The following is a 23,604-nucleotide window of genomic DNA, read 5'->3' on the forward strand; positions in this document are numbered from 1 at the left end:
ACGATACGCAAGCGCGTTCTGGATGCGCCGCTTGAAGAACGCGTGGTCGATCGGCTCGGTTTCGTCGAAGCTCCACATCCGCAGGCGAATCGCCGAGTGCGGGCTGTAGGCGGCACGCGCGAGAAACCGCCCGTCGGCCGCACGCACCACGACCGTTGCGCCGGATGCGGGCCGGCCGTCAACGCGCTCGATCGCGTTCGCATAGATCCAAGGGTGGCGGCGCAGCAGCAGTTTTTCCTTGCCAGGTTTCAGCGTGACAGTGTTCATTGCAATGGTCAGTATAGGGGTGGGCGCGTCTGGGCAGCACGGCGATTCGCTAATACCGGCGTGCCGGACGGCTATTGCCGTCCTGGATCGCGCTTTTTCGCGCGCGGATGCGCCTGATCGTAGATGTGCGCAAGATGCTGGAAGTCCAATGAGGTATAGACCTGCGTAGCAGCGACGCTCGCGTGGCCGAGCAATTCCTGGACTGCGCGCAAGTCGCCGCTCGATTGCAGCAGATGCGTCGCGAACGAATGCCGAAGCACGTGTGGATGCACGTGGGATGGAACGCCCGCTGCGAGCGCGGCCCGCCTGACCCGCTCGCGCACGACGCCGGCGGACATGCGCATGCCGCGCGCCGACAAGAACAGCGGATGCGGATCGTGCTTGAGCAGTTGATCGCGCACGGCAAGCCAGCGATGCAACGCGTCGAGCGCCTTGCTGCCGATCGGCACCGTGCGCCGCTTGCCCCCTTTGCCGAGCACGGTGACGTCGGCTGTGCCCAGGTCGATCCAGCCCGCCGAGCGATATTGCGCGGTGTTGATAAAGGCGATGTCCAAGCCGATCAACTCGGCCAAGCGCAGCCCGCACGAGTAAAACAGCTCCAGCATCGCCCGGTCGCGCAACGCGTCAGGTGTCTCAATGCACGGCGCTTCCATCAGCGTGACAGCGTCGTCAACCGACAGCGCCTTGGGCAGCGTTTTTGCCCGCTTCGGCGCGCGCACGCCAGCAACCGGATTCATGGTCAAAGGTTGATGCAGCGCGAGCCAGCGATAGAAGCTGCGCCACACCGACAAACGATGTGCGATCGAGCGGGGCGAGAGTCCACCCGAATGAGCCCGTGACACTGCGCCTCGCACGTCGACGGGCGTCAATTGCGTCAGCTCGCGGGTGCCAGCCAGCTGGCGCAGCATGTCTAACTCGTGCGCATAGCCGCGCAGCGTGTGCGCCGAGAGTCGGCGCTCGTGGGCGAGGCTGGCTAGGTAGCGCGCGATCGGGTCAGTGCAGGGCGACATCGGACAGGCTGCGGTGACAACTTGCGCGCTAGTGCGCGCGCAGCCGGCTCAGCGCGGCGCTGGCGAGCGCACCGATCTGCGATAGGAAGTCGGTGGCCATGCCGTCGTGGAAGCGGCGCGGGTCTGGCGAGCCCAGCACCAGCAAGCCGAATACGTTTTCCGCATCGGTTTGCTGCGCGTCGCGCAGCGGGACCAGCGCAATCGACGCGGTCTGCTGCGATCCTCTAGTGTCGTTCCCGGCCGCGCTGCTTGACTGCGCATCAGCACACGGCGCGGCCGTGGCACCGCTCGTCTTATCCGGCGCCGTGATGGCGAGCGACAGGCCCGTTGCTGCTTCCCCTTGCGGGGAGGGGGCGTCGCTGAGCCACTGTGCGGCTTCGAATCCGGCGTTCGCGCCGCAGTAAGGCGCGACGAGACTGCTGGCAAAAATGCGGACTTCCTCGCCAACGCTGCGGGCAAACTGCGCTTGCGCATAGGCGGTCGTGACATCCCAGACGCGCAGTGCTGCCTGCGGCACGTCGAAGATCTCGCGCAGGCCCGAGGTGATCGTGGCGGGTATCGCATGCGGATCGCGTTCGGCGATCACGCGCAGTGTCCAGCGCTGGAGCTTCGCGGTCAGGCTGTCATTCTCCTGGCCATGGCGCAGCAGTTCCGCCAGCCTGCGCTCAAGCTGCTTGTACTTGTCGCGCAGCAACTCCATTTGTCGCTCCTGCAGCGACACCGCCGCTTTGCCGTGCGGATTGGACAGCCGCACTGAAGCAAGTAGCTCGGCGTGGCGGTCGAAGAACTGCGGGTTGGCCAGTAAGTAATCGGCGACTTCGCGATCATTCATGATTGTTTTCAGCTTCAGCTCAAGAGGGCGGTGCGTGTCGGACAGGCCAGTCGGGAGGGCCGGCACCGCGGATACCACACAGTAAAGGCTGCGCCGCATCGGGGTCAATCGGCTGGACGGCCTAGGGCGGCGATTGTGCTCAGGCGGGCAAGTCGTCGGGCACGTCGATTTCGCCTTCAAACACGGTGGTTGCCGGACCGGCCATCATGACCGGGGCGCCGCTGTCGCGCCGGCCGTCCCACGAAATGGTCAGCGTGCCACCGCGCGTGCGCACGCGCACTGGCGAATCCAGTACCCCCCGGCGGATGCCGGCCACGACCGCTGCGCAAGCGCCGGAGCCGCACGCGAGCGTCTCGCCGGCGCCGCGCTCATAGACACGTAGCTTGATGTCGTGCCGCGAGACGATTTGCATGAATCCCGCGTTCACGCGATTGGGGAAGCGCGCGTGCGACTCGATGACCGGCCCGTCCTTGCGCACCGGCGCGGCGTCGGCGTCATCGACGATCTGCACCGCGTGGGGATTGCCCATCGAGATCACCGAGATCCATTGCGTCGAGCTATGCACGTCCAGCGGCCATAGCAGGTCGTCACCATCGCGCGCGGGTGTCAGTCCCGACGCGTCGAACGGCACGTGTGGCGCGGCCAGCACCGGCGCACCCATGTCAACGAGCACTTCGCCGTTGTCCTGCACGCTCAGCGTGATCACGCCGTGCTGCACCTGCACGCGAATCGTGCGCGCCTGGCTCAGGCCGGTGTCGCGCACGAATTTCACGAAGCAGCGCGCGCCATTGCCGCAGTGCTCGACTTCTTTGCCGTCGCAGTTGAAGATCCGGTATTTGAAATCGACGCCATCGAGCGTGGGCCGCTCGACCAGCAGCAACTGGTCCGCGCCGACGCCGAAGTGGCGGTCGGCGAGGTAGCGCACCAGCGCGGGCGTGGGCGAAATCATGTTGCGCACGCCATCCAGGACCACGAAGTCATTGCCGGCGCCCTGCATCTTGGTAAATTTGAGCTTCATGGCACTGTATTGTAGTCGAGCGTCAGTAAAAGCCCGCTTCGCCCGGTGGGCGCGTTTTGAAGCGCTTGTGCACCCAGTAGTATTGCTCCGGGACGCGCGGAATCTCCTGCTCCAGCCACGCATTCATGCGGCGCGCGTCCGCCATGTCGTCGCCGCTCGGATAGTCGTGCCACGGCGCGAAGATCTTGAGTCGATAACCCTTGTAATTGGGCAGTACCTCGCAGATGAACGGCGCCAACTGGGCACGTCCTGCCTTCGCGAGCCGGCCCACCGCGGTCAGTGTGCACGCCGGCACGCCGAAGAACGGCACGAACGCCGAGTTACGCATGCCGTAGTCCATGTCCGCGCCGAGCATCACCGGCTTGCGCTCGCGCAGCCAGCGCAACACGATACGCGCACTGTCGGCACGACTGGCCATGTCCGCGCCGAAGCGCGCACGCGCGGCGACTGCGACCTTGTCCAGCAGCGGATTGGATATCGGCTGGTACAGCGCGCCGCATTGCCGGCGCAACTGGTAGTTTAGAAAAATCGAGCCGGCCTCAATGCCGACAAAATGCGCGCCAAGGAACAGTGTCGGCGGCAGGTTCGGGTCGCGCAGGTCGATCGCGCTGTCGAGCTGGATCAGCTTCTCTAATTTGCGTGCCGAGCCGAACCACTGCACGCTGCGCTCGACGTAGCTGCGAATGGCATGGCGGAAGTGCTGCTCGGCGACCTGCTCGCGCCGCGCCTCGCACCACTGCGGGAAGCAGAGCCTCAAGTTGGTGTGGACCACGCGACGGCGACTGTTCGGAATCCGATACAGCAACCAGCCCATCGCATCGCCGAAGCGGGCAATCCAACCATAGGGCAATCGCGCGAGCAGCTTGAGCAGCAGGATGGCGAGGCGGGTTCCGGCTCGGCCTAGCATCGTGGATCTCGCGATGTTCGCCGCGGCTGGCGGGATGAAGCAAACGGCAATTTAGCCTCTACTCTATGAAATATGACAGAAGTCGTTATAATACGGGCATCGCCGAGTTAATGGGACAACTTGCGGGGCGATGGCGGGCGCGGCATCTAGCGAAGCAGCGCCCGGACAAGGTAATCCGCTAAAGCGTCGCCGCTTCGATCCGAAGCCGGCAACGTGAAAACGCGACCGTCTTCACTCACTGGAGCTAACGAAGTGGCGAATAACTATCTCTTTACTTCCGAATCTGTCTCTGAAGGCCATCCGGACAAGGTGGCTGACCAAATCTCCGACGCGATCCTCGATGCAATCCTGACGCAGGATCGGCATTCGCGCGTGGCGGCCGAGACGTTATGCAACACCGGCCTGGTGGTGCTGGCTGGCGAAATCACGACGCATGCCAACGTCGACTATATCCAAATCGCGCGCGACACGATCCGGCGTATTGGCTACGACAACTCCGATTTTGGTATTGACTACCGCGGCTGTGCGGTGCTGGTCGCTTACGACAAGCAGTCGCCGGATATCGCGCAGGGCGTCAACAATGCGCACGACGACAACCTGGATCAGGGCGCGGGTGACCAGGGCTTGATGTTTGGTTATGCGTGCGATGAAACGCCCGAGTTGATGCCGCTACCGATCTATTTGTCGCACCGACTCGTCGAGCGGCAAGCCGACCTGCGGCGCGACGGTCGTCTTCCGTGGCTGCGTCCGGATGCAAAGTCGCAAGTGACGGTGCGCTATGTTGACGGTCGTCCTGATTCGATCGACACGATCGTGCTCTCCACGCAGCATGCGCCGGATATCGATCTGTCCGTGTTGCGCGAGGCGGTGATTGAGGAGGTCATCAAGCCGGTGCTGCCGAACGAGCTGATCAAGGGCGACCTCAAGTTCCTCGTCAATCCGACCGGGCGGTTCGTGATCGGCGGTCCTCAGGGCGACTGTGGGCTGACCGGCCGCAAAATCATTGTCGACACGTACGGTGGGGCCGCGCCGCACGGCGGCGGGGCGTTCTCGGGCAAGGATCCGTCCAAGGTGGACCGTTCCGCCGCGTATGCCGGTCGCTACGTCGCGAAGAACATCGTCGCCGCGGGACTTGCGTCGCGCTGCTTGATCCAGGTTTCGTACGCAATCGGGGTCGCGCGCCCGACGTCGGTGATGGTCAACACTTTCGGGACCGGCCGGGTGCACGACTCAGTGATTACGGATCTCGTCCAGCAGCACTTCGACCTGCGCCCGAAGGGCATCATTCAGATGCTGGACCTGCTGCGGCCGATTTACGAAAAGACCGCCGCATATGGCCACTTTGGTCGCGAGGAGCCGGAATTCTCGTGGGAAGCAACCGACAAGGCGATGGTGTTGGCCGAGGCGGCCGGCGTCGAGCCGATTGCCGCCGTCGCCTGACGCACAGGCATGGCTCCGCCACGTGCCGGAGCCACAGCACACCACAAAAACCCCCGGCCTAGCTGGGGGTTTTTTGTGGTTGGAGACTGGGCTCATCCCCGCTTGATGTGGGGCGCAGGCAGCGCTCAGCGCGTGATGAACACGTTCCGATAGCCGACGTAGATTGACAGGAATATTAAAGGTATGACGACCAGCCAGCCGAGCAGGAACGGGAGTGCACCGACCACTAGCATCACGAGCAGCAACAGTGCATAGACAAGGCCAGCCAACCAGTTTCGCATCACGCCGTTGAAGCTTGCCCGCATCGCGCGAATGGGCGCTACGTTATGCAGTATCACCAGCGCGGGCGCGAACCATGCAGCGGCTACAGCTACCGCAGCGATCGCGATATAGATCAGCAGCCCGACGAGGCTCGATGCTCCCAATTCGGGTGGATTGCCTGGCTGGTACGAGACCAGCTGAGCCAATGTGCCGAAGCCGATGATCGACGCGAGCACCACGATACCGATGATCACGATCGCGAGCGTGAGCGCGCCGACCAACGCCAGCGGGCCCAGCTTGCGCGTGAACCCGGCGAACAGGCCGCCGATGCGCACGTTGCCGTCGGCACGGAACTGCTCGCACGTGAACATCAACCCACCCAGCAGTATTGGCGTGACCAACATCGACAGCAGGTTGAACACCGGCGCGAATGACAGTGCGCACTCGATCACCATGTACAACAGGGCCAGGCCGATCCACTGCAGCGGGCGGCGCTTGAACAGCGTCCATGCGTCTGTGATCCAATGTAAGCCTTCTGCCGCTGTGACCGTGCGTCCGTCTAGATTTAACGTCTCGACGGCTGGCGCCGAGCCGCCTGGGGCGAGCGGATGGTTCAGCGTGTCGTCGTCCATGGGGCCCTCCTCGCGAAATCCTGTAGGGCATCCGTCGCAGGCGGCCTGCGCGCCGCCGTATCGCCGGATGCGGTCGGCATCATAACCGGATGCCTGGCTGGCGCACACGAAACAGGGTGCATGCAGGCCTAATCCGGTCTGCCGCGAGCGCTATCCGTGCTCGGGATTCAATGCGAGCTTCGCATACCGCCGTGAATAACCGAAGTACACGGCCAGTCCCAGTGCCAGCCATGCCACGAATGCGACCCACGTCATCGCCTGCAAGTGGGCCATCAGGAACACGCAGGATGCGACCGCGAGCATCGGCACGAGCGGCACGCCTGGGCAGCGGAATGCGCGCGGCAGCGTCGGGTGCGTGCGGCGTAGAATCAGCACGGCGATAGAGACCATCGAAAAGGCGGCGAGCGTGCCAATATTAATTAATTCCGCCAATACGTCCAGCGGCACCAGCGCGCCGATCAATCCGAAAAAGATGCCGACCAGCCAGGTGGTGATCAGTGGCGTCTGGAAGCGCGGATGGATGCGCGAGAGCGCGGCGGGTAGCAAGCCGTCCCGGGACATTGCAAAGATGATGCGTGTCTGACCGTACATCATCACCAGGATCACCGTCAGCATGCCGAGCACCGCGCCCAGATCGACGAAGCCCGCGACCCAGTCCGCGCCGATCTTCTGCAGCACGTAGGATACCGGATGCGACACGTTCGCGAACTCACCGTACGGCACGATGCTGGTGACCACGGCGGCGACCGTCACATAGAGCGCCGCGCAGACGGCGAGCGACGCAATGATGCCGATCGGCAAGTCGCGTTTCGGGTTCTTGACCTCTTCCGCCGCGGATGACACTGAGTCGAATCCGATGAAGGCAAAAAACATCACCGCGGCGGCCCCGAACACGCCGGACCAGCCCATCGGCATGAACGGGTGCCAGTTCGCGGGCCGGACATGGAACGCGCCGACTGCAATCACCAGCAGCACGACGGCTACCTTAATCGCGACCATTACATTGTTGATCCGAGTGGATTCGCGCACGCCGATCGATAACAGGAATGTGATGGCCATCATCACGAGGAACGCTGGTAGGTTGAACCACGTCGTGTGGCCGGGCACGGTGCCGGGCGCCGCAGTCAGTACTTGTGGCAGCGTGATGCCGAAGCCGGACAGTAACGATTGCAGGTAACCGGACCACCCAACCGACACCGCTGACGTCGCGAGCCCGTATTCGAGCATCAGATCCCAGCCGATGATCCAAGCGGCAAGCTCGCCGAGCGTCGCATACGAATAAGTGTAGATCGAGCCGGCGACCGGAATGGTCGATGAGAATTCGGCGTAGGCGAGCGCCGCGAAGCAGCACGCGATCGCCGCAATGACGAAAGACAACGTCAGGGCGGGGCCGGCGATCACCGCGCCGGTTCCTGTCAGCACGAAGATGCCGGTACCGATGATCGCTCCGATGCCCAGAAGCGTGAGATCCAGTGGGCCCAGTGCCCTGTGCAAGCTGTCGTCGGCATGGCGGCGGGCCAGCATATTACCAATATCTTTCTTTCGAAACAATGACATAAGGCAGTATTCGGCAGCCGGGGAGCGGCGCAACCGAGTTCGGTAAAATCGGCTATTCTAGCTGACTAATGAAATCGATCGGGCCAGGATTGCGCTGATGGGTCGCATGTTGCGTGGCGCGATGAGGCAGCCGGGGCGTGCCAGCGGGCAGCGCGCCCCGGCGCGTCAAATTCGGCACAATGGCAGCAGGCGCCGGTGGGACCAGGGACGATGGCGGGTCGCCGCGACGCGTATCGTCGCATACATATGGCGGATCAGTCGCAATTGAACTGTTCTATGCCTTCATTTCGGGCTGGGTAGGACGCACATTGCCGACATAATGCCTGTCGGACGGGCGAATATCAGAAGGGGAAAATGATGAAGGTGGGTTCAATTGTGCGCTCCAGCCATATTGCGGTGCCGCACGATGCGCGCGGCATCGTATTGCGCATCCTGGGCGACATGGCGATGGTGACGTGGTTCGAGGGTGAGCCGGGGCAATCCAAGCCGCTTAACACCGAGCCGTTCTTCTTGGCGGATTTGATTGAAACCGGCGAGGTGGTGCGTCCGGCGGGCGCGCCGCTGCACTAATGTGACCTTGATGCGCTGTCGCGGGCGTTGGCACGGAGCAGGCGGTGATCTGCCGCGGGCGTTGACAACGGGGACGCTGGCGAAGGGTCCGCCTCGCGCGCTGGCACGGGTGCTGGCAAAGGGCTGCTGCGGATACTGTCACGGGCAGGACTGCATCTTGTCCCCGTGCGCGTGCGGCGATGCTCGGGCCGCGCACCGCTCAGGCACAATGGCAGGATGGAACCCAATGATCACAACTTCAACCATCCGCCGCGCGCCGATGCCGGTGCCCTGGCTCCCTACACGGACCTAACGCCCGAGCGCGTGCTTGATGCCCTCGATGCTGTGCTGGCGCGCGGCGGCCGTCGCACCGACGGACGGTTGCTTGCGCTGAACAGTTACGAAAACCGCGTCTATCAAGTCGGCATCGAAGACACCGCGCCGTTGGTGGCGAAGTTCTACCGGCCCGGGCGTTGGAGCGATGAGGCGATCCTGGAGGAGCACGCGTTCGTCGCACAGCTGGCCGAGCATGAGATCCCGGCCGTGCCGGCGATCATGCTCGACGGCCATACGCTGCATGAGATCGACGGTTTTCGCTTCGCATTGTTCGAGCGGCGTGGCGGCCGGGCACCGGAATTGGAGGACAGCGCTACGCTGCAGTGGCTGGGGCGCTTCATCGGCCGCATCCACGCGATCGGCCGACAGCGCGACTACGTCGTCCGCGGGCCGCTGGATATCGACACGTTCGGCCGTGAGCCGCTTGCGTACCTGCTCGCCAGCGGCTTCGTGCCGGTCGAGTTGCGACAGGCCTACGAGACGATCAGCCAACTGGCGCTGGACGCGGTGCAAGCCTCGTTCGAGCGCGCCGGCGATGTACGAGCGTTGCGTGTGCACGGCGACTGCCATCAAGGCAACGTGCTGTGGACCGATGCTGGCCCCCATTTCGTCGACTTCGATGACAGTCGGATGGCACCGGCGATCCAAGACCTCTGGTTGCTGCTGCCGGGCGAGCGTGCGCAGGCGAGCCGTGCGCTGGGTCACATGTTGGCGGGCTACGAGGACTTTTGCGAGTTCGATTCACGCGAGCTTCACTTAATCGAAGCGTTCCGTACGTTGCGCTTGATCCACTATGCGGCATGGCTTGCGCGTCGGTGGGACGATCCGGCGTTTCCTGCCGCCTTTCCGTGGTTCAACACGCACCGGTACTGGGAGGACCGTATCCTAGAATTGCGCGAGCAGGTCGGTGCGTTACAGGAGCCGCCGCTATGGCCTGTGTGAGGTGGGCTGCCGATATCGAGTGTCCGCCATCCATCAGTTGAAAAAAGACGCGATGCATGTAATGATAACGATTCGCATTCCAGCGTGATGCGGGATACGCGAACACGAGCCGCCAGCTAACCGCGCTCCCTGTGCCGTGACAACGGTAAGGGGGCGGCGTGAGCCAGCCGACAATCAAGACATGCCGCAGGGCGTTTTGCCGTGCGGGCGACGCCATGCGAGCGCGAGGGCGCGAGCGTCGCCTTTCCGCAGGACATACCGACAATGACGAAGATGACGCCGCTCGCCACGGCGCTGGTGGCTGCTTTTACCGTGCCGATGCCGGCACTTGCGCAGTCCGCGCCGCCCGATTCCCATTCACAAGACGCGCGACTAGGTATCGGCACACCAACCGAGATCACCCTGTCGGCGCTGATCCAGCACAACTGCGACATGCCGGACTATGGCGTGCCGGCGGTCAATGGACGCCCCGCGCCGGTGGGCCGCGAGCGCTTTTATGGCTACACCGGCGATCGCACGGTGCAGGACGTGCAGACGTTGTCGGCGCGCATCGAACACCGGTTCAGTGATGGACTGAAGCTGCGCAACCAGACTTCTGCGCATGTGGGGTGAGACGTGACACATTGCCCGTTGAACGACGTGGTCGCGTCTGCCGACGCCGCTACGCAGCCGGCGGTGCGGGTGCGCGTGGGCTTGCCGGCGACGGCGAACGGCGGATCCGCGTCGCGCGCGGCGTCAGCCAAGTCTCGCTCGCGCCGCTCGACGCTCCTCAAATGGCTGCGCAACGTGCATGGCTGGATCGGCCTGTGGGGAGCGGTGCTAGGATTGATGTTCGGCGTGACCGGCTTCCTACTGAATCACCGCGGCGGGCCGATGAAAATCTCGCCGGGTGAGCCGCAAGTGTCGCAAATGCGGCTGCCGTTGCCCGATCCCGCTCCGGATTCGCCGCCAGCCCTTGCCGCGTGGGTCGGCCGTGAACTGCGCTTTGATGGCCGTATCGGACGCACGCAGCGCGAGCCGGCACACAAGGTCGCGTGGGGCGATCGCAGCGTGATGCAGCCGGAGCACTGGAGCGTGATGCTGACCGGTCCGAGGACGTCGATCATGATCGAATACTGGGCCGGCAATTCAACGGTGTCGGTCAAGCGCACCGAGGGGACGTTGCTCGCCATGTTGAACAACATGCACCGTGGTGGCGGCATGGGTATCGGTTGGATCTTGCTCGTCGATACAATCGCCGGCAGCCTGGTGCTGCTGTCGTTGACCGGCGTATTGCTGTGGACCGAGCTAAACCGGCGCAAGACGATCGGCGTCGCGATCTTCGCCGTGTCGCTGGTCGCGATGGTGGTATGCGGTAGGGTATGACCACGGCGGCGCAGACCGTGCGTTGCATCACGGCGTCGGCGACCGCGTTGCGATGCTCGAACAGCATCGTGCGCAACACGCAGCAGTGTCGCGCTGCCGATCACGCAATCGAGCCGTGTCAGGTTGGCTATTTCGATGCGGCTTAATGCGGCAAAGCGTCAGATGTCGGCCGGTGGCCCGGTGAAATCGGCGCCGTCCTGGTTGGGCAGTAGCTCTCGCGCAACGGCGAGCCACGCGCGCGCCGCATGCGACAGGTAGCCCTTGCGACGCCAACTCAGCGCCATGTCCCAAGGGATCTCTGGTTCAACGGGCACCCGCGCGAAGCGCGCCGGATCCAGCCGCTCGCAGTACGGGCGGGGCAGCAGTGCAACGCCCACGCCAGCGGCCACCAGTGCGGTGATGAAGTCCCAGTGCCCGCTACGCCCTGCGATAGCGGGCGAAAACCCGGCCCTGCGGCACGCCTCCAGCACGATATTGTTCAGCGCCAGGCTTTCGCCGTAGAGCACGAAGGGCTCATGGGACAGCTCGGTTAGTTCGACCCGCGCGGCGTCGCGCCAGCGCGACGATTGCGGGGCAATCAACCATAGCGGGTGGCGGCTGACCGGCAGTACGTCGAACACATCGGTGTTCACCGGCTGCAGCAACGCACCCAATTCCAGCTCCCCAGCCAGCAGCGCGGTCTCGATCGCGCGCGAGCCCTGTTCGAACAACTTTAGGTCGATGCCCGGGTAGCGCTGCCGGAACACGGCGATTACGCGGGTAAACAACGCGCCGCCCATTGGCGGGATGCCCAGCGTGAGTTGGCCACGGCCCAGCGTGCCCAAATCGTCCAACTCGGCTTGCAATTGCGCGTGCGCGCTCAGCACATCCTGGCCGCGCTGGTACACGATCCGGCCGGCGTCGGTGAGCACCATTTGACGGCCGTCGCGTAGCAGCAGCGGTGAGCCGATCTCGTCCTCGAGCGCCTTGACCATTTTGCTGATCGTGGGCTGCGTGACGCACATCCGCTCCGCCGCCGCCGTGAAGCTCTGTTGTCGGACGACCTCAACAAAGTACTTCAGCGCGCGCAATTCCATGGGTTGTTATTCCGTTTGGGAATCGAAATTATGATAGTAATTCATTATATTTATGGTTCAGCGCAACCTATACTGATTTTTCATGAATGGTAGGCCGTTGCCGTCGCGCGACGGGCGGCCCCCTCGAATCCACGGAGTGCATGATGAACGTCCATTGCTCATACGCCAAACCTGTCGTACCGCCGGCGGGCCGGGTGGCGGGTGCACTCAAAAGAGGCGCAATCGTAGCGGCACAAAGCACGCTGCTGGCGCTACTGTGGTTAGCGGCCGATGCGTTGGCACAGAGGATGCGCTTGCCGGTGAACGGCGGCGTGCTGGGGCTTGGCCTGTTGCTCGTCCTACTGTTCTCCGGCCGCGTGGCACCACGCTGGGTCAAGGCCGGCGCGCACTGGCTGCTGTCCGAGATGCTGTTGTTCTTCATTCCGGCCGCGGTTGCCGCCGTCCAGTACGGTGACGTACTTAAGGCGCAAGGTTGGCGCCTCGCGCTGGTGGTCGTGGGTGGCACGCTCTTGGCGATGGTGGCGGTTGCGGTCGCAGTCGAGCAGACCGCGAAGTTCGAGCGGCGTCTTGCGTTGCGACGCGCACGCGTGCATGCCGTGTAGTGGGGAGCATCATGTCATCGTTGCCCGCGCTGATTGCATCGGAGCGTGCCGCGTCGTGGATCGCGGCGGCGTGCTTCGCGCTGACCATTGTGCTCTACATCGGCTCGAAGGCGCTTTATGCCCGTTTTCGTTGGCCTTGGCTGACGCCGTTACTTGTCGTGCCGGTTGCGCTCGGTGCGATTGTGTGGCTCGCGCGCATTCCGTACCCGGTTTATTTCCGCGATACTCGCTGGCTGATGTGGCTGCTAGGCCCGGCCACGGATCTATGAATACCGACAGTTGATCCGGCGCCATTGGCTGTCGTTGTCGGTCGGTGTGGCCGTGGGCGTGCTGTCCGGTGCCGCCGGCTCGCTCGCGTTGGCGCGGTGGTTGGATTTGTCCGCCGACCTGCAGCACAGCCTGCTCACGCGCTCGGTGTCCACGCCGTTCGCGTTGGCGGTGTCCGACCGGCTGCATGCGCCGCGCGATCTGACCGCGTTGTTCGTGATCGCGACGGGCGTGGTCGGCATGCTGGTCGGCGAACTGGTGCTGGCAATCCTGCCGCTCAGAAGCCGGTTGGCGCGCGGCGCGCTGCTCGGCGCAGCGGCGCATGGGGCTGGAGCCGCCAAGGCGCGCGAGCTGGGCAGCCAGGAGGGTGTCGTCGCTAGCCTGACGATGATGATCTGTGGTGTAGTGATGGTGCTGCTGGCCCCGCTGCTTGCCGTCTGGCTCAATTGAGCGATATCCATCGTTTTGCTACAATCACGGTTCGTTTCGAGGAGCGTTGCGACGGCTGACGGCCGCCAGGCTCGAAACGCTTCGATCGGCGGTTCCGTCTTGCGCGTTCAACGCATGCGGTCGCTGCTACAACGGCGCTCACGTCTTTTATTTCTTTTGACAGAAAAGGAGGCGTGATGAACGCCGTAGTCTACGAAAAAAGCCTATCCCAGGATTGTGTTATCGCCGACCCGTCGCTCGCCGCGTGGGGCCGTAAGGAACTGAACATTGCCGAGACCGAAATGCCGGGCTTGGTGCAGATGCGCGATGAGTATCGGGCCGAGCAGCCGCTCAAGGGTGCTCGCATCGCCGGCTCGCTGCACATGACGATCCAGACCGGCGTGCTGATTGAGACGTTGAAAGCGTTGGGCGCCGACGTGCGCTGGGCCTCGTGCAACGTCTTCTCGACGCAGGACCACGCAGCGGCGGCGATCGCCGAAACCGGCACGCCGGTGTTCGCGTACAAGGGCGAATCGCTCGACGAATACTGGGCGTTCGCGCACCGGATCTTCGAATGGCCGAACGGCCAGTTCGCCAACATGATCCTCGATGACGGCGGCGACGCTACGCTGCTGCTGATCCTCGGCGCGAAGGCCGAGCAGGACCGCTCGGTGATCTCCAAGCCGCTCAACGAGGAAGAGGTTGCGTTGTACAACGCGATTGCCCGCCGCCTTGATGTGGACCCGAGCTGGTACTCGACGCGCCTCGCGCACATTCGCGGTGTGACCGAGGAAACTACGACCGGCGTGCATCGGTTGTACCAGATGGAGCGTGAGGGCCGACTGCCGTTTCCGGCCATCAACGTGAACGATTCGGTGACCAAGTCCAAGTTCGACAACCTGTACGGTTGCCGCGAATCGCTGGTGGACGGCATCAAGCGCGCCACGGACGTGATGATCGCCGGCAAGATTGCCGTGGTGGCCGGCTACGGTGATGTCGGCAAGGGTTGCGCACAATCGCTGCGCGGGCTCGGCGCGACCGTGTGGGTGACCGAGATCGATCCAATCTGCGCGTTGCAGGCGGCCATGGAAGGCTATCGCGTCGTCACAATGGAGTACGCGGCGGACAAGGCCGACATCTTCGTGACGGCTACCGGCAACTATCATGTGATCAACCACGACCACATGAAGGCAATGCGCCACAACGCGATCGTCTGCAATATCGGCCACTTCGATTCCGAAATTGACGTGGCGTCCACGCGCCAGTACCAGTGGGAGAACATCAAGCCGCAAGTGGACCACATCATCTTCCCGGATGGTAAGCGGGTGATTCTGCTGGCCGAGGGGCGGCTCGTGAACCTGGGGTGCGCGACCGGCCACCCATCGTTTGTGATGTCCAATTCGTTTACGAACCAGACGCTCGCGCAGATCGAGTTGTTTTCGCGTGGCGACCAGTATCAGAACAAGGTCTACGTGCTGCCTAAGCACCTAGATGAAAAGGTCGCGCGGCTGCATCTGGCGCGCATCGGCGCAACACTGACCGAGCTAAGCGACGCGCAGGCACGGTATATTGGCGTGGACAAGTACGGTCCGTTCAAGCCGGACCATTACCGTTACTAACCGCGGCTGCACGCGCGCCGGGGCACGATCGACAACGTGCCCCGGCGCGCACCGGCCGCATCACAGGGAGCCCGCGATGACTGTATTGCTGACCTGGTTGATCAATGCGCTTGCGCTGCTGATCATCACGTATATTGTGCCGTCGATTCAAATCAAGAGCTTCGGCACCGCGTTGATCGTCGCGCTCGTGCTCGGGTTAATCAACGCGATTATCCGGCCGGTCCTGATCCTATTCACGCTGCCGCTGACGGTGCTCACGCTGGGATTGTTCATCCTGGTGGTCAATGCGCTGTGCTTCTGGTTGGGTGCGACGCTGCTCAAGGGGTTCGAGGTCTCCGGCTTTTGGTCGGCGTTTTTTGGCTCGATCCTGTACAGCATCGTGTCGTATCTGCTGAGCGCGCTGATCCTTGGCCATCGCTTTACCGTCGAGCGCTGGTACTGACGCACGCCGGTGGCGGCACGTCTCTCTTTCCAATACTTCTATGTCCCTGCCCGAAATCTCGTTTGAGTTTTTTCCGCCGAAGACGGCGGAAGGGATCGACAAATTGCGCGCAACGCGTGCGCAGCTGGCGCCATTCAAGCCAAAGTTCATGTCGGTGACGTTTGGCGCCGGCGGCTCGACGCAGCAGGGCACGCTCGATACCGTGCTCGAAATGGCGGGTGAGGGCTTCGAGGCCGCGCCGCACCTGTCGTGCATCGGTGCGTCGAAGGAGAGCTTACGCGGCATTCTGGCACTGTACCGCGCGCACGGCATCCGGCACATCGTCGCGTTGCGTGGCGACCTACCCTCCGGCATGGGAGAGGTCGGCGAGTTGCGCTATGCGTGCGACCTGGTTGCGTTCGTGCGCGCTGAGCACGGCGACTGGTTTCATATCGAAGTGGCCGCGTATCCCGAATACCATCCGCAGGCAAGGTCGCCGCGCGCGGATCTGGAAAATTTTGCACGCAAGGTGAAGGCGGGCGCAAACTCGGCGATTACCCAGTACTTCTATAATGCGGACGCCTATTTCCGCTTCGTCGACGACGTGCGCAAGCTCGGTGTCGACGTGCCGATCGTGCCCGGCATCATGCCGATCACAAACTATGCGCAACTGATGCGGTTTTCCGAAATGTGCGGCGCAGAGGTCCCGAAGTGGATTGCGTGGCGACTGGAGAGCTTTGGTGACGACCGTGAGGCCATTCGGGCATTTGGGCTGGATGTCGTGACCGCGATGTGCGAGCGGCTGGTCGTGAACGGCGCGCCGGGATTGCATTTCTACACGCTGAACGGCGCGGCGGCCAGCAAGGCAATTTGCGAGCGTCTACGCGCCTGAGCGTCATCGCAATGACGGCGTGGCGCGCGTCGGCCGTTGGGAATGTGTCGAACGTACGTTTTTTTTCCATCTTGCCGGTTTGGCGAAATCCAGTACACTCGCGCCTACACCGGAGATCCCGGGACGACAATTCGGAGCAAGCATGCCACATAACCGTCCGTTATCCGAAACCTGCCGCGCGGCCTACAATGCCGTGCTCGCCGTGGTGACCGCGCTGGCACTGGGCGGCGCCGGACTCGCGCAAGCCGCGTCGCTGCCCAACAAGACATTAGTCTATTGCTCCGAGGGCAGCCCCGCGGGCTTCGATCCGGCGCAGTACACCACCGGCACCGACTTCACCGCCAACACGTTTACCGTCTTCAATCGTCTGGTCGAGTTCGAGCGGGGTGGCACGAGAATCGAGCCTGGCCTGGCCGAAAAGTGGGAGGTGTCGCCGGATGGTCTGCGATACACCTTCCATTTGCGTCGTGGCGTAAAGTTTCACTCGAATGACATCTTCAAGCCGACGCGTGATTTCAATGCCGATGACGTGCTGTTCACGTTCCATCGGATGCTCGACCCGACTCTGCCGTTCAACAAAGCGTACAGGGTCCAGTTCCCATACTTCACTGACCTGGGGCTGGACAAGCTAATCGCAAAGCTCGAAAAGATCGATCCGTACACCGTGCGGTTCACGCTGAAGGAGGTCAACGCGCCGTTTCTGCAGAATCTGGCGATGGAGTTTGCATCAATCCAGTCGGCTGAATACGCGGATGCGTTGCTCAAGGCCAATCGCGCGCCGGACTTGAACCAGAAGCCGATTGGCACCGGACCGTTTATTTTCAAGCGCTACACGAAGGATGCGACGATCCGCTTCGACGGCAATCCCGATTATTGGAAGCCGGGCGCGGTGAAGGTCGGCAAGCTGATCTTTTCGATCACCGTCGATCCGGGTGTGCGGATTCAGAAGCTTAAGCGCGGCGAATGCCAGATCACGGTCTATCCGCGGCCGGCCGACATCGACTCGCTCAAGCGTGACCCGAACGTGCAATTGCCGTCCAAGCCGGGCTTCAACCTCGGCTATCTGGCGTACAACGTCGAGCACAAGCCGTTTGACAACGCGCAAGTGCGCCGCGCGCTGGACATGGCGATCAACAAGCAAGCCATCATCGAGTCGGTGTACCAGGGCGCGGGCCAGCTCGCGACCAACCCGATGCCGCCGACGCAATGGTCGTACGACGCATCGATCCAGGCGTTGCCGTATGATCCGCAGCAAGCCAAGGCGTTGTTGCGCAAGGCGGGCGTCAGGGAAGGCACTGAGGTTACGTTGTGGGCCATGCCGGTGCAACGCTCGTACAACCCGAATGGCAAGCTGATGGCCGAGATGATTCAGGCCGACTGGGCCAAGGTGGGCGTGAAGGCGAAGATTGTCACGTATGAATGGGGCGAGTACATCAAGCGCGCCCATGCGGGCGAGCACGACGCGATGCTGATTGGCTGGACCGGCGACAATGGCGATCCCGACAACTGGCTCGGCACGCTGCTCGGCTGTGACGCGGTCAATGGCAACAACTTTGACAGATGGTGCTACAAGCCCTTCGATGATCGGGTCGTCAAGGGCCGCGAGACCACCGAGCAGGCGCAGCGCACGAAGCTGTACATCGAGGCGCAGAAGATCTTCGCCAAAGAGCTGCCGTTCTCGCCACTCGCGCATTCGACGACGTACCAGCCGATTGCGAAGAGCGTCGTCGATTTCAAGATCGACCCGCTGGGTTACACCCGCTTTGACGGTGTGAGCCTGAAGTAAGCGTTTCGACATCGTCCTGCGTTACGCTGGCGGCCCTACGCCGCTTAAGCGTTGAGCACGGACTGCGGCGGCCCGGGCGTGAGCCCGCGCCGCCGCTCACGCACTGGCACCCACAAACGGGAGTGTTCATGATCCGTTTTGTCTTGCGCCGCCTGGGCATGGTCATACCGACGTTCATCGGCATCACCATTCTCGCGTTCGCGCTGATTCATTTGATACCCGGCGATCCCATCGAAGTGATGATGGGCGAGCGTGGCGTCGATCCGCAGATGCATGCTGAGGCGCTGCATCGCCTGGGGCTCGATGAGCCGCTGCCGTGGCAGTATCTGCACTATGTGGGCCGCGCGCTGCATGGCGATCTTGGCACATCGTTGATCACCAATACCAGCGTGATGGACGAGTTCCTCGCGCGCTTTCCGGCGACGCTGGAGCTGTCGGTCTGCGCGATGGCGTTCGCGCTGCTGCTCGGCCTGCCGGCGGGCGTCGCCGCGGCGCTCAAGCGCGGTTCGTGGCTGGATCACACGGTGATGGGGACCGCGCTGACCGGCTATTCGATGCCGATTTTTTGGTGGGGGCTGCTGCTGATCATGCTGTTCTCGGTCACGCTCGGTTGGACGCCGGTGTCCGGGCGCATCGCGGTGGAATACGACATCCCCTATACGACCGGCTTCATGCTGATTGATTCGCTGTTGTCCACTGATGAGGGCGCGTTCCAGTCCGCCGTAACGCATCTGATCCTGCCGGCGGTGGTGCTGGGCACGATTCCGCTGGCAGTGGTGGCGCGGATGACGCGCTCGTCGATGCTCGAGGTGCTGCGCGAGGACTATATCCGCACTGCACGTGCCAAGGGCTTATCGCCGGCGCGGGTCGTCCTCGTGCACGCGCTGCGCAATGCGCTGATTCCCGTTGTCACGGTGATCGGGCTACAGGTCGGCACGTTGCTTGCAGGCGCGGTGTTAACCGAAACCCTGTTTTCGTGGCCTGGAATCGGTAAGTGGCTGATCGACGCAATCTCGCGCCGCGACTATCCGGTCGTGCAAGGCGGCATCCTGATGATCGCGACGCTGGTCATCCTGGTCAACCTGCTCGTCGATTTGCTGTACGGCGTGCTTAATCCGCGCATTCGCCACACGAGGTAACGATGGCAGACTTGCCAACCCAACCCCTGTCATCGCAGCAGGCGGTGACGCCGCCGCCGTCCGGACGCGTGCTGGCGGCGCGCGAATTCTGGACCCAGTTCTCGCGCAACCGTGGCGCTGTCGGCGCGCTCGGGGTGGTCGCGATATTGGTTGTGGTCGCGCTGTTCGCGCCGCTGCTGGCGCCGCATAGCCCGATCGAGCAGTACCGGGAGTTCGTCAAGTTGCCGCCGGCGTGGCTCGCCGGCGGCGACTGGCAGTTCGTGCTGGGCACTGACGAAGCTGGGCGCGACATCCTGTCACGGCTGATGTACGGCGCGCGGCTGTCGTTCTTCATCGGCCTGGTGTCGGTCGTCTTGGCGCTGTTACCGGGCATCGTACTGGGCCTGGCCGCCGCCTTCTTCCCGCGCTGGGGCGACGCGCCGATCATGCGGCTGATGGATATGCTGCTCGCGCTGCCGTCGTTGTTGCTTGCGGTGGCGGTCGTGGCCGTGATCGGTCCCGGACTGACCAACACGATGCTGGCCATTGCAATCGTCTCGCTGCCCGCCTATGTGCGGCTCACGCGCGCGTCTGCGCTCGGTGAGCTGCACAGGGAGTATGTGACCGCCTCGCGCGTGGCGGGCGCTAGCACGCTGCGCCTGATGTTCTCTCAGGTGCTGCCCAACTGTACCGCGCCGTTGATCGTGCAGGCCACGCTGGGCTTCTCGACCGCGATCCTCGATGCCGCCGCGCTTGGCTTTCTTGGGCTGGGCGTGCAGCCGCCGTCAGCCGAATGGGGTGCGATGCTGGCTTCCGCACGTGACTACATCGACAATGCGTGGTGGATCGTCACGATGCCGGGCTTGTCGATTTTGGTCACCGTGCTGGCCATCAACCTGCTCGGTGACGGGTTGCGCGATGCACTCGATCCAAAATTGAAGAGGCTGTCATGAGATCGAATTCGAATGCACCGTGCGATGCAGGCACGCCGTTGCTGACGATCCGCAACCTGCATGTCGACTTCGACGGACTAGTCGCGGTCGATCGCGTGAATCTGTCGGTGGCCGCCGGTGAGGTGCTTGGCATTGTCGGCGAATCCGGTTCGGGTAAGAGCGTCACGTCGATGGCCTTGATGGGGCTGATCGACCCGCCGGGGCGTGTCCGCGCCGATGAGTTGTGCTTTGACGGCGTTGACCTGTTGCGCGCGTCGCCGGCCAAGCGCCGGCGCATCATCGGCAAGGACATCGCGATGGTGTTCCAGGACGCGCTCACGAGTCTAAATCCCAGCTATACGGTCGGCTACCAGATCAAGGAAGTATTGCGGTTGCACGAAGGGTTGCGCGGCGCGGCCCTGGAGCGCCGCGCGCTGGACTTGCTCGAGCAGGTTGGCATCCCGGACGCGCGCAGCCGCATCAACGCATTTCCCCACCAGATGTCGGGTGGGATGAACCAGCGCGTGATGATTGCGATGGCCGTGGCGTGCAACCCGAAGCTGCTGATCGCCGACGAGCCGACTACCGCGCTGGACGTGACGATCCAGGCGCAGATCATGGATCTGTTGGTACGGTTGCAGAAGGAGCGAGGTATGGCGCTCGTGCTGATCTCGCACGACTTGGCCGTAGTATCCGAGGTCGCGCAGCGGGTCGCGGTGATGTATGCGGGTGAGATCATCGAAATGAACCGCGTGCCGGACATTTTCTCGGCGCCGCACCATCCGTACACGGAGGCGCTGCTGGCGGCCATCCCGGAGCATAACCGAGGCGCGCGGCGACTCACGGCGCTCTCCGGCATGGTACCAGGCCGCGGCGACCGCCCCAGTGGCTGCCTGTTCGCGCCGCGCTGCAAGTATGTGGTCGACGATTGTGGGAAGGGGCGGCCCGCGCTCGCGCAACTTGATGCGCAGGACGACGCGATGCGCGCCCGATGCATCCGGGTGCTGAATGTGGACAAGGTCGCGGTGCCGATATTCGATGCGGGGCGCATCGCGCTGGCCGGCGCGACGCCGGGGGACGACGCAGGCGAGGGCGTCGTGGCGCCGATCGTGCCGCCCGCCGGCGGCGTGGCCGACCGGCATGATCCGCATGGGCGCGGCGCGCACGAGAACGGAGGTGAACGATGAGCGCGGTGGCGCATGCCCCCGACACGGCGGCGGCCGAGGATGCCGTGCTAGTTGCGGACCGACTGACCAAGCACTACGAGGTGCGCCGCGGCATGTTCGGCACGGCCACCGTGAAGGCGCTCAACGGTGTGTCGTTTGCGCTCGCCCGTGGCCGCACGCTGGCGGTCGTCGGCGAGTCGGGATGTGGTAAGTCAACGCTCGCGCGGCAATTGACGATGGTCGAGAGCCCGACGTCCGGCCGCCTGTTGATCGATGGTGCCGATGTGGCGACCGCCACGCATGAACAGCTAGCCGTGTTGCGCAAACGCACCCAGATGGTGTTCCAGAATCCGTTTGCGTCGTTGAACCCGCGCAAGACAGTCGAGCAGACGCTGGCCGAGCCGCTTGCGATTAATACCGAGATGAGCGCCGGCGAGCGAGCATCGCGCATCGCCGAGATGATGCGCACGGTCGGCCTGCGACCCGAGCACGCGAAGCGATATCCGCACATGTTCTCCGGCGGGCAGCGGCAGCGTGTGGCAATTGCGCGCGCGATGATCCTGACGCCGCGCATCGTCGTGGCCGACGAGCCGGTGTCGGCGCTGGACGTGTCGATCCAGGCGCAGATTTTGAACTTATTCATGGATCTGCAGGATAAGTTCGGCACCAGCTACGTGTTCATTTCACACAACCTCGCGGTGGTCGAGCACGTCGCCGACGATGTGATGGTGATGTACTTCGGCGGCATCGCGGAACGGGGGAGCAAAGCAACGATCTTCGCGCGGCCGCGGCATCCGTACACGCGCGCGTTGATGTCGGCCACCCCGGCTATTTTTGAATCCGAGCGTCGCATCAAGATCAAGCTGGAGGGGGAGCTGCCGTCGCCGTTGAATCCCCCTCGCGGCTGCACATTCCATCAGCGCTGTCCGTATCGGATCGAGCGGTGCGTGACCGAGGAGCCGAGGTTGCGCGACGTCGATGGCCGCCAAGTGGCTTGCCATCGTGCGGAGGAGATGAATGCTTGAGTGGCGGCGCGGCCGCCGCGCGCGACACAATACCGGTCTGGCCAAGCTGCTCGCGTGGCGGCTCGCTTTGGCATTGTGGGCCGGTATCGCATCCTCCGCGCACGCGTTGTCCGGCGCGTCCATGATGCAGGCCTCACTGGGGCCGTCAACCGTGCCGCGCTCTGCCAGCCAGACCGAGGCGGCCACGCCGCTGCGCCAGCACGGTCAGCCGGCGCCGCAAGCTGACGACGGATCGGCGCCTAGCGAGCCCGGCACCGCCCAGGCGAGGGTGCCGCGGCCTGCACACATGCCGTTCTATGTCGCGACCAAAGGCGCCCTAACCCTGTACCTGTTCGGCACGCTGCACGTTGGCGACTCGGCTGACTATCCCGCCGAACAGCCGTTCCGGCAACCGATTATTGACGCGTTGCGCACAGCGTCGCGCGTGGCGTTTGAGCTTTCCCCCGACGACCTGGTGGTGTCGCAGGGCGATGTGACGCGTTATGGCATGTGCTCGTATGCGTGTCTGCCACGGTTGTTGCCGGCCGATATGTGGGCGAAGATCGTGCGTCGCATGCGCGGCAATCCAGCCGGGCTTGCGGCGATCCGCAAGACACGCCCATGGTTGGCGGCGATGCTGATCGAGACCTACGACTCGTTGTCGGCCGGGTTGCAGGCCGAATACGGCTCCGAGCCCCAGCTCGAAAACCTGTACGTGGGGCGTATCGACGGTCTTGAGACGCGCGATGAGCAAATCGCCGCCTTTACCGGACTGACGCTCGCCGAGCAACGCGAGATGCTCGCACAGGACTTGCGGCAGACGCCGGCCGACAACGTGTCCGACGTGCGCATCCTGCATGCGCTATGGCGGGCCGGTGATGCGGATGCGATGGCAAACTGGCAGGCGCGGCAATCGGCGAAACTGGCGTGCTCGCCGACGTTGTCGCGGCGCATTGACGATCGGATCGTGTACCAGCGCAGTGAGCGTTTCGTTGCGCGTATGCTGCTGCTTGCCGAGCCCAATAGGCCGATCTTCGTCGCGATCGGCGCACTGCATCTTGGTGGGCCGAAGGGCGTGCTCGCGCTATTGCGAGATCGTGGTTTTGACGTCGTGCCGCGCTGACGTGGGCTGGGCTGCTCGCGTCGCCATCACGGCGCTGGCGGCGAGGCGATAGG

The 23,604-nt window shown here is 63.6% G+C and carries 21 protein-coding genes, 3 pseudogenes and 1 riboswitch; of the genes and pseudogenes, 16 read left to right on the forward strand and 8 right to left on the reverse strand.

Annotated elements, in window-relative coordinates; all coding sequences use genetic code 11:
* The 5 genes and pseudogenes from IHE30_RS14410 to IHE30_RS14430 form a co-directional block, all read right to left on the reverse strand.
* Positions 1–267 (reverse strand): annotated as a pseudogene (locus tag IHE30_RS14410) (23S rRNA (cytosine(1962)-C(5))-methyltransferase RlmI); the annotation flags it as partial.
* Positions 268–338: 71 nt separating this feature from the next.
* Positions 339–1,277 (reverse strand): tyrosine recombinase XerC, encoded by a 939-nt coding sequence (gene xerC, locus IHE30_RS14415; protein ID WP_337691622.1) that lies wholly within the window; start codon positions 1,275–1,277, stop codon positions 339–341.
* 28 nt (positions 1,278–1,305) lie between these two features.
* The gene (locus tag IHE30_RS14420; RefSeq protein WP_337691624.1) at positions 1,306–2,109 is read right to left on the reverse strand and encodes a DUF484 family protein; all 804 of its coding nucleotides are present in this window, start codon (positions 2,107–2,109) and stop codon (positions 1,306–1,308) included.
* A 139-nt stretch (positions 2,110–2,248) separates the two neighbouring features.
* The gene (dapF, locus tag IHE30_RS14425; protein ID WP_337691626.1) at positions 2,249–3,127 is read right to left on the reverse strand and encodes a diaminopimelate epimerase; all 879 of its coding nucleotides are present in this window, start codon (positions 3,125–3,127) and stop codon (positions 2,249–2,251) included.
* A gap of 22 nt (positions 3,128–3,149) precedes the next feature.
* Positions 3,150–4,034, reverse strand: a complete 885-nt coding sequence (locus tag IHE30_RS14430; protein ID WP_337691628.1) for a lipid A biosynthesis lauroyl acyltransferase — start codon at positions 4,032–4,034, stop codon at positions 3,150–3,152.
* A 252-nt stretch (positions 4,035–4,286) separates the two neighbouring features.
* Here IHE30_RS14430 and metK point away from each other — a divergent pair, with 252 nt between their 5' ends.
* Positions 4,287–5,474 (forward strand): methionine adenosyltransferase, encoded by a 1,188-nt coding sequence (gene metK, locus IHE30_RS14435; RefSeq protein WP_337691630.1) that lies wholly within the window; start codon positions 4,287–4,289, stop codon positions 5,472–5,474.
* Positions 5,475–5,599: 125 nt separating this feature from the next.
* Here metK and IHE30_RS14440 read toward each other — a convergent pair whose 3' ends face one another.
* Together IHE30_RS14440 and IHE30_RS14445 are read right to left on the reverse strand one after the other, a co-directional pair.
* Positions 5,600–6,367 carry a BPSS1780 family membrane protein gene (locus tag IHE30_RS14440; RefSeq protein ID WP_337691631.1) on the reverse strand — a complete coding sequence of 256 codons (768 nt, stop codon included), beginning with the start codon at positions 6,365–6,367 and terminating at the stop codon, positions 5,600–5,602.
* Positions 6,368–6,517: 150 nt separating this feature from the next.
* Positions 6,518–7,924: an amino acid permease gene (locus IHE30_RS14445; RefSeq protein ID WP_337691632.1), complete on the reverse strand. Its 1,407-nt coding sequence runs from the start codon at positions 7,922–7,924 to the stop codon at positions 6,518–6,520.
* Positions 7,925–8,281: 357 nt separating this feature from the next.
* On the opposite strand from IHE30_RS14445, the gene IHE30_RS14450 reads away from it, so the two are divergent.
* The 4 genes and pseudogenes from IHE30_RS14450 to IHE30_RS14465 all read left to right on the forward strand — a co-directional run bounded on the left by IHE30_RS14450 (position 8,282) and on the right by IHE30_RS14465 (position 11,116).
* A complete protein-coding gene (locus IHE30_RS14450; protein WP_337691634.1) occupies positions 8,282–8,494 on the forward strand; it encodes a hypothetical protein in 213 nt (70 codons plus the stop codon).
* A gap of 216 nt (positions 8,495–8,710) precedes the next feature.
* The gene (locus IHE30_RS14455) at positions 8,711–9,751 is read left to right on the forward strand and encodes a serine/threonine protein kinase (protein WP_337691636.1); all 1,041 of its coding nucleotides are present in this window, start codon (positions 8,711–8,713) and stop codon (positions 9,749–9,751) included.
* A gap of 201 nt (positions 9,752–9,952) precedes the next feature.
* Positions 9,953–10,345: pseudogene (locus tag IHE30_RS14460) on the forward strand (hypothetical protein); the annotation flags it as partial.
* Positions 10,346–10,426: 81 nt separating this feature from the next.
* Positions 10,427–11,116 carry a PepSY-associated TM helix domain-containing protein gene (locus IHE30_RS14465; protein WP_337691686.1) on the forward strand — a complete coding sequence of 230 codons (690 nt, stop codon included), beginning with the start codon at positions 10,427–10,429 and terminating at the stop codon, positions 11,114–11,116.
* Between the two features lie 158 nt (positions 11,117–11,274).
* On the opposite strand, the gene IHE30_RS14470 is transcribed toward IHE30_RS14465, so the two are convergent.
* Positions 11,275–12,192, reverse strand: a complete 918-nt coding sequence (locus IHE30_RS14470) for a LysR family transcriptional regulator (RefSeq protein WP_337691637.1) — start codon at positions 12,190–12,192, stop codon at positions 11,275–11,277.
* 140 nt (positions 12,193–12,332) lie between these two features.
* Between IHE30_RS14470 and IHE30_RS14475 the strand changes: the two genes are divergently transcribed.
* From IHE30_RS14475 to IHE30_RS14525, 11 genes and pseudogenes are all read left to right on the forward strand, one after another.
* Positions 12,333–12,794, forward strand: a complete 462-nt coding sequence (locus tag IHE30_RS14475; protein ID WP_337691638.1) for a CidA/LrgA family protein — start codon at positions 12,333–12,335, stop codon at positions 12,792–12,794.
* 11 nt (positions 12,795–12,805) lie between these two features.
* A pseudogene (locus tag IHE30_RS14480) lies at positions 12,806–13,511 on the forward strand (LrgB family protein).
* 32 nt (positions 13,512–13,543) lie between these two features.
* A riboswitch (S-adenosyl-L-homocysteine riboswitch) is annotated at positions 13,544–13,658 on the forward strand.
* A gap of 29 nt (positions 13,659–13,687) precedes the next feature.
* Positions 13,688–15,109 (forward strand): adenosylhomocysteinase, encoded by a 1,422-nt coding sequence (gene ahcY / locus IHE30_RS14485; protein ID WP_337691640.1) that lies wholly within the window; start codon positions 13,688–13,690, stop codon positions 15,107–15,109.
* Positions 15,110–15,185: 76 nt separating this feature from the next.
* Positions 15,186–15,551, forward strand: a complete 366-nt coding sequence (locus IHE30_RS14490) for a phage holin family protein (RefSeq protein WP_337691642.1) — start codon at positions 15,186–15,188, stop codon at positions 15,549–15,551.
* Between the two features lie 40 nt (positions 15,552–15,591).
* Positions 15,592–16,422 (forward strand): methylenetetrahydrofolate reductase [NAD(P)H], encoded by an 831-nt coding sequence (gene metF, locus IHE30_RS14495; protein WP_337691643.1) that lies wholly within the window; start codon positions 15,592–15,594, stop codon positions 16,420–16,422.
* A gap of 142 nt (positions 16,423–16,564) precedes the next feature.
* Positions 16,565–18,208, forward strand: a complete 1,644-nt coding sequence (locus IHE30_RS14500; protein ID WP_337691644.1) for an ABC transporter substrate-binding protein — start codon at positions 16,565–16,567, stop codon at positions 18,206–18,208.
* 128 nt (positions 18,209–18,336) lie between these two features.
* A complete protein-coding gene (locus tag IHE30_RS14505) occupies positions 18,337–19,347 on the forward strand; it encodes an ABC transporter permease subunit (protein WP_337691645.1) in 1,011 nt (336 codons plus the stop codon).
* A gap of 2 nt (positions 19,348–19,349) precedes the next feature.
* A complete protein-coding gene (locus IHE30_RS14510; RefSeq protein WP_337691646.1) occupies positions 19,350–20,279 on the forward strand; it encodes an ABC transporter permease subunit in 930 nt (309 codons plus the stop codon).
* Complete coding sequence (locus IHE30_RS14515; protein WP_337691648.1) at positions 20,276–21,445, forward strand: ABC transporter ATP-binding protein; 1,170 nt, start codon at positions 20,276–20,278, stop codon at positions 21,443–21,445. The genes IHE30_RS14510 and IHE30_RS14515 overlap by 4 nt, the downstream gene beginning before the upstream one ends.
* A complete protein-coding gene (locus tag IHE30_RS14520; RefSeq protein ID WP_337691650.1) occupies positions 21,442–22,449 on the forward strand; it encodes a peptide ABC transporter ATP-binding protein in 1,008 nt (335 codons plus the stop codon). The genes IHE30_RS14515 and IHE30_RS14520 overlap by 4 nt, the downstream gene beginning before the upstream one ends.
* Entirely contained in the window at positions 22,442–23,551 is a 1,110-nt protein-coding gene (locus tag IHE30_RS14525) for a TraB/GumN family protein (RefSeq protein ID WP_337691652.1), read from the forward strand. The genes IHE30_RS14520 and IHE30_RS14525 overlap by 8 nt, the downstream gene beginning before the upstream one ends.
* Positions 23,552–23,604 lie beyond the last annotated feature (53 nt).

This window comes from Mycetohabitans sp. B46, assembly GCF_037389205.1.
Classification (GTDB): Bacteria; Pseudomonadota; Gammaproteobacteria; order Burkholderiales; family Burkholderiaceae; genus Mycetohabitans.

Coding starts and splice junctions, on each gene's coding strand:
- xerC (WP_337691622.1), bottom strand. CDS start 1,277: ATGTCGCCCTGCACTGACCCGATCGCGCGCTACCTAGCCAGCCTCGCC.
- IHE30_RS14420 (WP_337691624.1), bottom strand. CDS start 2,109: ATGAATGATCGCGAAGTCGCCGATTACTTACTGGCCAACCCGCAGTTC.
- dapF (WP_337691626.1), bottom strand. CDS start 3,127: ATGAAGCTCAAATTTACCAAGATGCAGGGCGCCGGCAATGACTTCGTG.
- IHE30_RS14430 (WP_337691628.1), bottom strand. CDS start 4,034: ATGCTAGGCCGAGCCGGAACCCGCCTCGCCATCCTGCTGCTCAAGCTG.
- IHE30_RS14440 (WP_337691631.1), bottom strand. CDS start 6,367: ATGGACGACGACACGCTGAACCATCCGCTCGCCCCAGGCGGCTCGGCG.
- IHE30_RS14445 (WP_337691632.1), bottom strand. CDS start 7,924: ATGTCATTGTTTCGAAAGAAAGATATTGGTAATATGCTGGCCCGCCGC.
- IHE30_RS14450 (WP_337691634.1), top strand. CDS start 8,282: ATGAAGGTGGGTTCAATTGTGCGCTCCAGCCATATTGCGGTGCCGCAC.
- IHE30_RS14455 (WP_337691636.1), top strand. CDS start 8,711: ATGGAACCCAATGATCACAACTTCAACCATCCGCCGCGCGCCGATGCC.
- IHE30_RS14470 (WP_337691637.1), bottom strand. CDS start 12,192: ATGGAATTGCGCGCGCTGAAGTACTTTGTTGAGGTCGTCCGACAACAG.
- IHE30_RS14475 (WP_337691638.1), top strand. CDS start 12,333: ATGATGAACGTCCATTGCTCATACGCCAAACCTGTCGTACCGCCGGCG.
- ahcY (WP_337691640.1), top strand. CDS start 13,688: ATGAACGCCGTAGTCTACGAAAAAAGCCTATCCCAGGATTGTGTTATC.
- IHE30_RS14490 (WP_337691642.1), top strand. CDS start 15,186: ATGACTGTATTGCTGACCTGGTTGATCAATGCGCTTGCGCTGCTGATC.
- metF (WP_337691643.1), top strand. CDS start 15,592: ATGTCCCTGCCCGAAATCTCGTTTGAGTTTTTTCCGCCGAAGACGGCG.
- IHE30_RS14500 (WP_337691644.1), top strand. CDS start 16,565: ATGCCACATAACCGTCCGTTATCCGAAACCTGCCGCGCGGCCTACAAT.
- IHE30_RS14505 (WP_337691645.1), top strand. CDS start 18,337: ATGATCCGTTTTGTCTTGCGCCGCCTGGGCATGGTCATACCGACGTTC.
- IHE30_RS14510 (WP_337691646.1), top strand. CDS start 19,350: ATGGCAGACTTGCCAACCCAACCCCTGTCATCGCAGCAGGCGGTGACG.
- IHE30_RS14515 (WP_337691648.1), top strand. CDS start 20,276: ATGAGATCGAATTCGAATGCACCGTGCGATGCAGGCACGCCGTTGCTG.
- IHE30_RS14520 (WP_337691650.1), top strand. CDS start 21,442: ATGAGCGCGGTGGCGCATGCCCCCGACACGGCGGCGGCCGAGGATGCC.
- IHE30_RS14525 (WP_337691652.1), top strand. CDS start 22,442: ATGCTTGAGTGGCGGCGCGGCCGCCGCGCGCGACACAATACCGGTCTG.